Annotated in this window: 9 protein-coding genes; 5 read left to right on the forward strand and 4 right to left on the reverse strand. The window is 29.4% G+C overall.

Features of this window, described 5'->3' with window-relative positions:
• Positions 1 to 35: 35 nt before the first annotated feature.
• Both HMPREF3181_RS05525 and HMPREF3181_RS05530 read right to left on the reverse strand, forming a co-directional pair.
• On the reverse strand, positions 36 to 1190 hold the full coding sequence (locus HMPREF3181_RS05525) for an NAD(P)-dependent malic enzyme (RefSeq protein ID WP_068474236.1): 1155 nt from the start codon (positions 1188 to 1190) through the stop codon (positions 36 to 38).
• A gap of 142 nt (positions 1191 to 1332) precedes the next feature.
• Entirely contained in the window at positions 1333 to 2625 is a 1293-nt protein-coding gene (locus HMPREF3181_RS05530) for a 2-hydroxycarboxylate transporter family protein (RefSeq protein WP_068474238.1), read from the reverse strand.
• A 281-nt stretch (positions 2626 to 2906) separates the two neighbouring features.
• Between HMPREF3181_RS05530 and radA the strand changes: the two genes are divergently transcribed.
• Positions 2907 to 4265, forward strand: a complete 1359-nt coding sequence (gene radA, locus HMPREF3181_RS05535) for a DNA repair protein RadA (protein WP_068474241.1) — start codon at positions 2907 to 2909, stop codon at positions 4263 to 4265.
• Positions 4266 to 4379: 114 nt separating this feature from the next.
• Here the strand turns inward: radA and HMPREF3181_RS05540 are convergent, their stop codons facing one another.
• Positions 4380 to 4925, reverse strand: coding sequence for a DUF6648 family protein (locus HMPREF3181_RS05540; protein ID WP_068474244.1), 546 nt, complete (start codon positions 4923 to 4925; stop codon positions 4380 to 4382).
• Positions 4926 to 4964: 39 nt separating this feature from the next.
• Positions 4965 to 5390 (reverse strand): hypothetical protein, encoded by a 426-nt coding sequence (locus HMPREF3181_RS05545; protein WP_068474247.1) that lies wholly within the window; start codon positions 5388 to 5390, stop codon positions 4965 to 4967.
• A 319-nt stretch (positions 5391 to 5709) separates the two neighbouring features.
• Here HMPREF3181_RS05545 and HMPREF3181_RS05550 point away from each other — a divergent pair, with 319 nt between their 5' ends.
• The 4 genes from HMPREF3181_RS05550 (at position 5710) to gltX (ending at position 12259) form a co-directional block, all read left to right on the forward strand.
• Entirely contained in the window at positions 5710 to 6414 is a 705-nt protein-coding gene (locus HMPREF3181_RS05550; protein ID WP_068474250.1) for an ABC transporter ATP-binding protein, read from the forward strand.
• A gap of 1 nt (position 6415) precedes the next feature.
• Positions 6416 to 9637 (forward strand): ABC transporter permease, encoded by a 3222-nt coding sequence (locus HMPREF3181_RS05555; RefSeq protein ID WP_068474253.1) that lies wholly within the window; start codon positions 6416 to 6418, stop codon positions 9635 to 9637.
• A 48-nt stretch (positions 9638 to 9685) separates the two neighbouring features.
• Positions 9686 to 10678: a Fic family protein gene (locus HMPREF3181_RS05560; RefSeq protein WP_068474255.1), complete on the forward strand. Its 993-nt coding sequence runs from the start codon at positions 9686 to 9688 to the stop codon at positions 10676 to 10678.
• 132 nt (positions 10679 to 10810) lie between these two features.
• Entirely contained in the window at positions 10811 to 12259 is a 1449-nt protein-coding gene (gltX, locus tag HMPREF3181_RS05565) for a glutamate--tRNA ligase (protein WP_068474257.1), read from the forward strand.
• Positions 12260 to 12264 lie beyond the last annotated feature (5 nt).

Raw genomic sequence — 12264 nt, forward strand, 5'->3', positions numbered from 1 at the left:
TCCCCCTTAAATTTTAAATTTGTAGGTTTTAAATATTACTTAACTTTATCTGCAACTGCTTTTGCAACTGTATCAGCTACATTTTCTTCAAATGCAGATACTATTATATAATCTTCTCTAATCTTGTCGTCCGGAATCATACTTGCAAGTCCGTAAGATGCAGCAAGTTTCATTTCTTCAGTGATTTTTTTAGCTTTTGCTTGTAATGCACCTTTGAAAATTCCAGGGAAAGCAACTACATTATTAATTTGGTTAGGCATATCTGATCTACCTGTTGCAGCAACTCTTGCTCCAGCTTCTTTTGCATCTGCATAAAGAATTTCAGGTTGTGGATTTGCCATTGCAAATACGATTGCGTCTTTATTCATTGAGGCTACCATTTCTTTAGTAACTAAGTCTTTTTGACTAACTCCGATGAATACATCAGCTCCAACGAAAGCTTCTTTCATTGTCATATCTTTTTGTTCTTTATTTGTAATTTCTGCTAATTCTTTTTTTACAAAATTGTAGTTTTCGCTGTGTTTTTTATTTATTGCACCTTTTGAGTCGAATGCAATTACATTTTCAACACCCAACATCATAATTAATTTGATGATTGAGTAACCGGCAGCGCCTGCTCCTGAAACTACAACTTTAATATCTTTAGCTTCTTTTTTAACTAATTTTAAAGCATTGATTAAAGCTGCTGTAACAACTATTGCAGTACCGTGTTGGTCATCGTGAAATACCGGAATATCAAGTTCGTCGATTAATGTTCTTTCGATTTCAACGCATCTTGGAGAAGAAATATCTTCAAGATTGATTCCACCAAATGTTGGGGCAAGAGCCTTTACGATAGAAATAATTTCTTTAGGGTCTTTTGTATCTAATACGATAGGAACAGCATTTACTCCACCGAATTTTTTAAACAAACAACATTTTCCTTCCATAACCGGCATAGCAGCCTCAGGACCTATATCTCCAAGACCTAAAACAGCAGTTCCGTCTGAGATAACAGCGATAGTATTTGCTTTACTTGTGTATTTATAAGCTAAAGAAGTATCTTTGCTTATTTCCATACAAGGTCTTGCAACCCCCGGAGTATAAGCATAAGTTAAATCTTCTGCATTTTCTAATTTTGCTTTTAATTCTGTTGACAATTTTCCTTGCCATTGTTCGTGAAGCGCTAAGGCTTTTTCGTAAACGTCCATTTTTTTCTCTCTCCTTTTAATAAAACATTTATTTAATTTTAATATACTACAAAGACTTTAAAAAGTCAATGATTATATTCAAATTTTAACCTAAAAATTCCAAGACCTTAAGCATCTTGGAATTTTTAATTGTGAAATTTATCTATCCAAAAAATATTGGAACTAAGAATGATGCTAATAAAATTATGAAAGCACCACCAAGTCTTGATGAAATTTGTGCAAAAGGCATAAGTTCCATTCTATCTGATGCAGTTAAAACTGCAACGTCTCCTGTTCCACCCATATTTGCCATACAAAGTCCAGCTGTAATTGCTGATTCTACAAAGTAGAAACCTACAAGATGTCCGATAACTCCAGCTCCAATGATTGCCCCAAGTACAACTAATGCACAAAGAACTAAGTATTGGAATGAGAATGAACTGATGATTTGACCTAAGTTTGTATAAGCAATACCGATTCCAAGCATAAGTGCGCTTGTAAAGTTCTTAGCAACGAATGAATACCAAATTTCTGCCGGCTTAATAACTTCTTTAGGAAGTAAATTCAACATTTTTACTATTGCAACAGAAATAATCATCCAAGCATAAGTGTGAATATTTACTCCTAACATTTTCATTCCAAGTGCAATTAAAGAACCTAGAGTATAGAAAGAAGTTGCAACTATAATTCCGGCACCGTAGTCAATAACAGTAGCTTGTGAATTATCTTCTTCGTTTTCAACTTTGAAATCATCTCCTGTATTTCTAACTAACATACCATTTCCAGTTAATTTAGGGAATGATTTACCTAATCTATTTAAAAGTCCACCGGATACTATTGCAAGTGCATTTCCAAGAGCAACAGCAGGAACTAATTTAGCTAAGATTATATCAGTATCAACGCCTAAAGTAGGAGCGAAAACTTTTGAAATAGGAACAGCGCCTGCACCCATTCCACCACCCATAATAGGAATACCTATATAAGCAGTAGTTTCTTTAAAGCTCATTCCAAAGAACATTCCACCGATTGCAACAAAAAGTAATGAAAGGGCAACGGCACCTAATATACAAGGTAAATATCTTAAACAAGCCTTGATTAAAAGTTTTCTATTCATTCCTAGAATAGAACCTGTGATTAATGCAGCGATATAAAAATCTAAGAAACCACCTGATTTCATAAATGTTGTAGTATTCTTTATAACGCTCTCAGGAGCAACTTTAAAATAAACAATAGCAGCTCCACCAAAAATACAAATAATTGCTCCACCACCAAAAAATGTATTAATTATCGGAGTGTGATTTCCAATTAAATTGAATAATTCTCCAAAAATCATTAATACAAGAAATGCTCCAATCATACCTGATGGTAATGTGTTTGTGTAGATTGAAACTATACTTAGGACTAAAGCTATCACATAAAATGGAAGTTTTAATCCTGAAATTTTTAAATCTTTCATAAAAGACCCCCTTCTAAAAATTTTTGATATAAAATTAAAATCTAATACTGTGATTTCAATCAGGTTTTAATTATATAATCATTATAACCAAAAGTCAATAAATATTATCGTAAAATATGAACTTTTTTTCACAAAAGATTTATCTAAGTAAAAGGAAATAGTTATTTTAGTTAATATTTAAAAATGGAATTATATTTAAACGAGGTACTCTACTTAACTTTAGCCACATATCCCTATTGCTTTTTAAAATTTTTTACATTACAATATAATTGGTGATTAAAATGAAAACAAAGAAAAAATATATATGTTCAAACTGTAATAAAGAATCTTTAGGTTGGCAAGGTAAATGTAGTTTTTGTGGTAGTTGGGGAACTATCGAAGAAGTTGAAGTTTCAGTTGTAAAAACTGCAACGAATAAAATTGTTGCTAAGGGAAAAGTTGAAAAGTTAAAAAATGTAAATGTTAATGAAAATGATAGATTTGTTACCGGAATTTCTGAACTCAATCGTGTATTAGGTGGAGGAATTGTTCGTGATAGTGTAAATATTTTAACTGCAAGGCCGGGTTGTGGTAAGAGTACATTGCTTTTACAACTTGCACTTGACTTTGCAAGTAAAAATATAAAAACTATCTACATTTCTGCAGAGGAAAGTTCATCTCAGATAAAATCAAGAGCAAATAGAATTATAAAAGAAATTCCTGAAAATATTTGGATACAATCAACACAAAGTATGGACGAGTCTTTAAGTTCCATTGAAGAAGTTGACGCAGAAATTGTAATTTTAGACAGTATTCAAACTGTAATGTTAAGTTCAATTTCATCAAGAGCCGGTTCTCCAACGCAAACCGTTGAATGTATAAACGAATTGGTTAGGGTTGCAAAAAATGATAAAAAACCTAGAGCAATTTTCATTGTTTGCCATATGACAAAGCAAGATGAAATGGCAGGACTTAGAACTCTTGAGCATATGGTAGATTCCGTTTTGCTTTTAGAGGGAGACTCAGATGAAAGTTTAAGAACATTAACAAGTACAAAAAATAGATTTGGAAGAACAGGAGAAATCGGACTTTTTAAAATGGAAGAGTACGGACTTTTAGAAATAAAAAATCCGTCAGAGTTTTTTGTAACACAAAGAGAAAAGGACGTTTGTGGAAGTGTGTTGTCGGTTGCAAAAGAGGGAAGTAGAATGTTGGTCGTTGAGGTTGAAAGTCTGGTTTCACAATCTTTTACTAACTATCCTGCAAGAATTGGAGATAGTTTAAAGAAAGACCAGTTAAATACATTGCTTTCAATCTTAGAAGAAAGAGCCGGTTTTAATTTGTATAATAAAAATGTAATCTTAAAGACGACAGGAGGACTAAAAATTTCAGAGCAATCTGTAAATTTAGCTGTAATAATTTCAGTTGCCTCATCAGTTTTGAATAAAGCAGTTCCAAGAGATAATGTTTTTATCGCAGAAGTTGGACTTACAGGAGAGCTTAAAAAAGTTCCAAACTTAAATGAAAGACTTGTTGAGCTTGATAGAATGGGTTACAAGAAAGCCTATATTTCAAATGAAACGGTGGATATAAAAAATTTAAAAACATTAAAAATAGAAAAGTCAAAGACTTTAAAAGAAGTAATACAAAAAGTTTTTTAGAAAAGAAAATATTAAGTTAATCCTTGCATTTCATTATTTTTTCGCAACGGTTTGAAATCTAAGAAACCAGTTATTCCACAAGAATATTAAAAGCTGATGAATATTCATCAGCTTTTAAATATTTGTATTAACATATTCATTTATTTTTGAAATTCTAATTTCGTCTATAAAAATATTTTTTTCTTTTAATTTTTTTAAAATTTCTTCATTCATAGAATGAAATATTGCAAATTCTACATTTTTTACAACAATTTCAAAAAGTGAGTTGTTAAGTCTTTTTGAGTGCATATCTATAAAATAACTTTCTGTAAAATTTTCGTCTAAAAAATCTATCATTTTTAGAAGATGTTTGTCTTTTTCGGCATAGTAGTTATTTGATTTTTGGATATTTTCAGTATATTTTTTTAATTTTTTTTTATTGTTCGAGTACAATGTAGATTTTTGTTTAAAAAATTTTGCCAGAATATTGTAATATTGGTAATTATACATTCCTTCTTCTAGCGAGGATATATTTAAAAGTGGTTTCATATTTAGATTTTGTACTAATTCATAATTTTTTTCTAAAAAAGTAATTTTATCTATTTTTTTATCCGAAAGTTCTTGTATTAATTCATTTCTTTTTTTGAAAAAAATTTCAAGTTGTCTTTTTGGTATATTCATATTCACACAAAAAAAGCATCATTACGATGCTTTTTAAATTTAGTCTAATTTTAGCTCTATACAATTTGCTTTAGCATGATCGCAAAGTTCTTCTTTTGGAATATCAATTCCCATAAAAACTTCAAGATTGTGCTTTTCACAAAATGCCTCTACGTCATTTTTAAATTTACAAAGCATATCGCAATCCATTTTAATTATTGAGTAAATTCCATCGATGTAAATTTTTTCTACATCATAATCTCTTGAAACAATGCCGAATAAGAATCCGAAAAGTTTATCAAGACTTTCTATTCCGTATTCTTTAGCGTTTGTCAATCTAACGCTGTGGTCCAAGCTAAAGATATGAGAATCATCTGTATCAATGAAAATGATGTTTCCATTTCCATTTCTCACTTCTTCGTTAGCTTTGTCTATTAACCATTTAGTTTTTCCAGACCCTGATGGACCAAGTACAAAATTTAACATATAAACCACCCCTTAAATTCTTTTTCTTATTATACCATTTTGAAAAAATTAATACAAGTGTTTTTGGATAAAAAAGATTAATAAAAAATATTGAAAAATAAGTATTTTTTATTAATATTATGAAATATTTTTGAAAACGATATTAAACTTAGAGAATATACAAGTTTTTTATAAAGATACCGGCAAAGATATAACTCATTTTATAAAATTTATAAATCTTGATTTTTTTTCTGTTTTGTGATAAAGTAAAATCAGATAATTGTATATAATTTTATGAAATGAAAATAAACTTAAGGAGTATCTGATAAGGAGGCTTGTTATGGCTTTTGTTGAATTTAAAAATGTTTATAAAAAATATAATGAGGGGAAAAGCTCGGAAATTGTTGCAAATCGTGATGTTTCTTTTGAGATTGAACATGGTGAATTTTGTGTGATTGTTGGCCCTTCGGGAGCAGGTAAGTCCACGATTTTAAATATTTTAGGTGGAATGGACGATGCGACAAGTGGAGAAATTTTTATAGACGGTAAAGATATTTGCAAGTTTAATAAAAGACAATTAAATGATTATAGAAGATTTGATGTGGGTTTTGTTTTTCAGTTTTACAATTTAATTCCGAATCTAACAGTTCTTGAAAATGTTGAGCTTGCAGGACAAATCGTTAAGGAAAGTTTGAGTCCAACGGGAGTTTTAGAGTCTGTTGAATTATCTCATAGGCTTAAAAACTTTCCAAGTCAATTATCAGGTGGAGAGCAACAAAGGGTTGCGATAGCTAGAGCTTTATGCAAAAATCCGAAATTACTTTTGTGTGATGAGCCGACCGGAGCCTTGGACTATCATACAGGGAAGAAAATTTTAGGTCTTTTACACCAAAGATGTAAAAGTACGAATACAACAGTAATTTTAATTACTCATAACAAGGCGATAGCACCGATGGCTGATAGAGTTATCGAAGTTAATGATAGTACAGTTAAAAATGTTATATTAAATAAAAATCCTAAGGATATAAAAGAAATCGAGTGGTAATATGAAAAAATCATTGTTTAAAAATTTTTACAGAACAATTTTTAGGTCGTTTCCAAAGTTTTTATCAATTATGTTTATGATTGGACTGGGAGTTATGGTTTTTGTTGGGCTTAAGATAACTCCATATATAATGAGAAGAAGTGTTGATAAGAGTATAAATGACGGAAATTTATATGATTTTAAAATTTCTTCAAGTTTTGGTTTGCTAAAAGAAGATGAAAATATAATTTCAGGTTTGAAAAATTTAAAAACTCTTGAATATGGATACAGTATCGACCTTAAAGATGAGGATAGAAAAGTTGACTTCGTCATTGAAAATAAATCTGAAAAAATCAGTACCGTTAAAATAATTTCAGGAAAAGATATTTCGAATGAAACGGATATTTTATTGGACGAAAGGCTACAATCCACTTACAAAATTGGAGATGAAATAAATTTTAAAAATGTTGAAAAGTTTGGTATTTTTAAAGATGAAGTAAAAAAATTAAAACATAATAAATTTAAAGTTGTAGGCTTTGTTAAAAGTCCGGAAGTTCTAACTTCATTGTTAAGAGGAACTACTGAAAATGGATATTTAGGTATAATTTCTAAAGAAACTTTTGACTTTAGCCATTTTTCACATGCCAAAATTATTTTTTCAGATTTGAATGATTTAAACAAAAATACAAAAAAATTTGATAAAATGAAGAACACTAAGAGGCTCGAATTACAAGAAAGTTTTAAAAACAGACCTCTTGAAGTTTATGAGCTGATTTATTCTCAAAAGAGGGAAACTTTGGATAAGAGCAAGGAAGAAGTTTCAAAAAATAAGATTGACGTTGAAGAAAATGAAAAAAAATTAAAACAAAATTTTGAAAAATTACAAAATGGACAAAATGATATAAGACGTGCTTTTGCAGATTTGAATTATCAAAAAAATCAATTTGTTCTGCAAATAGATGAAAATAGGAAAAAAATATTGGATTCTATTAATGACTTATATAAAAAAGAAAGTACTATTAAAGAAAAAAAGGCAGAATTACTTGAAAAAAATAATTCTTTGATAAAAAGTAAAAATGAATTGGAAAAGCAAAAAGATGAAATACTTTCAAAGATAATTTCTCTAAAAGAGAATTTACGATTACTTGAAGAAAATTTCAAGTCAAAATTCATTGGAGAAAAAGAATATAAAACAAAAAAAGAGGCAATAGAAAAGAATTTATCTTTACTTAATGAAAATTTTTCTAAACTTCAAAAAGGTTTAGAGGAAGTTGAAAAAAATTTGGGAAATCTATCTTCAGGACTAAAAGAGCTGGAAGAAAATTATAAAAAAATATCTTCTGGAATTTCTGATTTAGAAAAAGCAAAAAAAGATTTACAAGAAAAATCTGAAGAGGGTTTAAAAAAATTTGATGAATACTATTTACAATTAGTTCAGAAAAAAGAAGAAATACAAAAGAATAATTTAAAATTAAAAGAGGGCAAAGAAAAAATTGAAGATGCAAAAGATAAAATATCAGATGCAGACTCAAAAATTTCTGAAGGAGATGAAATTTTATCCAAACTCATAGAGCCTACCTATAATATTGAGGACGGTTTTAGTAGCTCAGGAACTTCAAATGTATATTTTGCAAGTAATGGAATCTATGGCGTTTCAAATGTTTTTTCACTATTTTTCTATTTTATTGCACTTTTAGTTTCACTTACTACAATGACCAGAATGGTTGATGAAAATAGGGTACAGATAGGAACTTTAAAGGCTTTGGGTTATAGTAATGTGGATATTGCAAAACAATATTTTTACTACGGATTTTTGGCAAGTGTAATCGGTGGAGGAATAGGTTCAGTTTTAGGATTTAAAATAATTTCTCCGCTTGTTTACGGAGCATATCTAAAAGCCTTTATATTTCCAAAAGTATTTGACAGCTATTATTTAGATATTGTATTTTTGGGAATTTTAATCGCAGTATTTTGTACGGCTTTTGTTTCTTATATAACTTGTATAAAAACTTTGAAAGAAAAAATTTCATCTCTTATGAGAGCAAAGGCTCCAAAGAGTGGGAATACTGTTTTTCTTGAAAGAGTGCCTTATATATGGAAAGAACTTTCTTTCTTGCAAAAGGCAACTTTGAGAAATGTTTTTAGATATAAACTCAGATTGTCAATGACAATTATAGGAGTAATGGGTTGTATGGGACTTTTGGTGCTAGGCTTTGGAATCAAAGATAGCTTGGACGGAGTTTCCGATTTGCAATATGAAAAATATACGAAGTATCATAGTTCTGTTGTTTATAATCCAATGGCACTTTCAAAAGATTTGGATAAATTTAACGAGGATATAAAGTCAAACAAAGATATAAAAGAAAGTTTAGATGTCTCAATGGGTGTTGTAAATATAAAATCCGATAAAAAATTTGATGAAAAGATAGGAGTTTTTACAACAGATAATTTGACAGAGTTTTCAAAATTCTTCGGACTGTATAATGGAAATGAAAAAATTGAAAAGTTAGATGACGGAATTTATATAAATAAAAAATTGTCCGAAAAATTTTCTCTTGTCGTTGGAGATGAAATCTCGTTTATAAGTAATAATAAGGAATATAAAGGAGTAGTTGCAGGAGTTTTTGAAAATCACGTTGGTAATTTCTTTGTGATGAATGAAAGTACTTATGAAAAAACTTTTTTCAAAAGACCTATAAAAAATACTAAATTGTTGATATTGAATGATGGAAGTAAAGAAAATATCGAAAAAGTTATCAATGAAGTTGAAAAGGATTCTGTCGTTATAAAAGCTACTGATATAAATGTATTAAAGAAAATAATTGACGATGCCTCATACAGCGTAAACTCAATCATCTTAGTAATTGTAATCTGTTCAGGATTTTTGTCAATAGTTGTGTTATATAACCTTAGCAATATAAATATTTCTGAAAGAAAAAGGGAAATTGCAACACTAAAAGTTTTAGGATTCTATCCGATAGAAATCGACAAATACATTTACAAAGAAACTTTAATACTAACTGTAATAGGAATTTTTATAGGAATATTTGTTGGACATAGCTTGCATATAAATATAATGGAGCAACTTGCAATGGACTCAATCAGATTTTTCAACAAAGTGAAACTTGTAAGCTACATTTATGCAAGTGTCGTAACATTGTTATTTACATTTGTTGTATATTTTATAGTAAAAATAATCTTAAAGAAAGTTCCGATGATTGAATCACTAAAAGATATTGAGTAGAATATTGGAAGATAATAAGCAAGATAATAAGCAAGATGGAGTGATAATATGAGTGAATATAAACCACCTTACTATTTAACTGAAAATATGTTAAGTTTTGTGGCATCTATTTCAGAAAAATTAGGGAAATTGAATGTGTATAATGGATTGGAATCAAAACCACATTTGAGACGTAATAATAGAATAAAGTCAATACATTCTTCTTTGAAAATAGAGGCAAATTCTTTGTCTATTGGAGAAGTTAAGGATGTGTTAGATGGTAAAATTGTTCTTGGACCTGAAAGAGAAGTTCAAGAAGTGAAAAATGCTTATGATGCTTACGATTTAATATCAGAAATTAGCCCATATAGTATAGATGATTTAAAAAAAGTTCATGGAGTTATGACTAGAAATTTAGAGCTACAAGCTGGAGAATTTAGAAGTAGTGGAGTTGGCGTTTTTAATGGAGATAGTTGTATTTTTATGGCGCCACCATTTAAACAAGTCCCAAATCTTATAAGTGATTTATTTTTATGGATGGATGAAAATAAATTTAAAATTCATCCTCTAATAATGGGAGCTGTTTTTCATTATGAATTTGTTTTTATTCATCCATTTACAGATGGAAATGGACGTATGGCAAGATTGTGGCACACTTTGATTTTATCAAAGTGGAATCAATTATTTGAGTTTGTGCCGATAGAAAGTCAAATTGAAAAATTTCAATCTGGATACTATAAAGCTATATCTGATAGTCATAGTAATGGAAATTCAAATATTTTTATTGAATTTATCTTAGAGCAAATAGACTTTGTATTAGAACTATTATCTAATCAGGTACAAAGAGTTGATTATAATTTATCAGAATATTTAAAAAAGATGTTAGATGTTATGGAGTTTGGAATTCCTTATTCAACTACAAGTATTATGGAAATGTTAGGGCTTAAATCAAGAGAAACTTTTAGAAAAAATTATTTAAATCCGGCAATAAAATTAGGATTGGTAGTTCGTACAATACCTAATAAACCAAACAGTAAAAATCAAATGTATGTAAAAATATAAAAACATTAAAGCAACCAAATTGAAGTGGTTGCTTTTTTTATAGCTTTTCAATTCATATAATTCTTTACAAAAAAAGGTAATTGATATATAATTATCTTGAGATTATATTCATTATTTTAGGAGGAAAAGAAAATGGTTAGATTACGTTTTGCACCAAGTCCAACAGGATATTTACATATAGGAGGACTTAGAACTGCACTTTATAATTATTTATATACTAAACAAAAAGGTGGAAAATTTTTACTTAGAATTGAAGATACAGACAGAACAAGATATGTTGAAGGAGCTATTGAAAATTTAATTCATGAGCTTAAGTGGTCAGGCGTTGAGGCTGACGAAGGAGTTTGCTTAGACGAAAACGATAAGATTACTGAAGTTGGAGAATGTGGTCCTTACATTCAATCTGACAGAGTTGAAAAAGGAATTTATAATAAATATGCAGAAGAACTTATAGAAAAAGGATATGCTTATTATTGTTTCTGTAGTAAGGAAAGACTTGACGATATAAAGAATCAACAAAAAGCTGACGGAAAGATTCCAAGATATGACGGACTTTGCAAGGGAATTAGCATTGAAGATGCTAAAAAGAGAATTGCAAATGGAGAAAGTTATGTAATTAGATTAAAGTTACCTGAAAATAGAGATATAGTTTTTGAAGATGTTATCAAAGGAAAAATCACAATAAATACAAATGATATGGACGACCAAGTTTTAATCAAAGCTGACGGTTTTCCAACTTATCATTTTGCAGTTGTTATTGATGACCATTTAATGGGAATTACTCATATTGTTAGAGGAGATGAATGGATTTCATCAACTCCTAAACATATTTATCTATATGAGGCATTAGGTTTTGAAAAACCGACTTTCGTTCATTTACCAACAGTTTTAAATAAGAGTGGTAAAAAATTATCTAAGAGAAATGACGATGCATCTGTTGAAGATTTCAGATTAAAGGGTTATTTACCTGAGGCACTTATAAATTATCTTGCGCTTGTTGGTTGGAGTCCTGAAAGTAATGAAGAAATTTTATCTTTAGAAGAAATGGTTGAACAATTCTCTTTTGAAAGAGTTTCAAAATCCGGTGGAGTTTTCGATGTTGACAAACTTGATTGGGTTAACGCTCAATACATTAGAAAAATGGAAATTTCAGAACTTGCTAAACTTGTTAAACCATATTTAGTTGATGCAGGTTTTGTTAAGGAAGATGTTTGTGAACAAAGACTTCTTCTTATCACAAAGACTTTCCAAGAATCTATTTCAAGACTTCCACAAATAGTTGAACAATCAAGATTTTTATTTGAAGATGTTGAAGTTGAACAAGATGCTGTGGAAATGAGAAATGTTGCTCATATAGAAATTTTGAAAGAAAAAATCAGAGAAGAATTATCTCAAATTGAAGAAATTGATGATGAAGTTGCTAAAGGCTTTATGAAAAAAATTCAAAAAGCATCAGGATTTAAAGGGAAAGATTTATATATGCCTGTTAGAGCATTGCTTACAGGTCAAGTTCATGGTCCTGAACTTTCAAATATTTTGGAAATTTTAGGTAAAGAAGAGGTTTTAAGAAGATTAGGGTAGGTTTT

Origin of the sequence: Parvimonas sp. KA00067, from assembly GCF_001553085.1 — a bacterium.
GTDB classification, from domain to species: domain Bacteria; phylum Bacillota; class Clostridia; order Tissierellales; family Peptoniphilaceae; genus Parvimonas; species Parvimonas parva.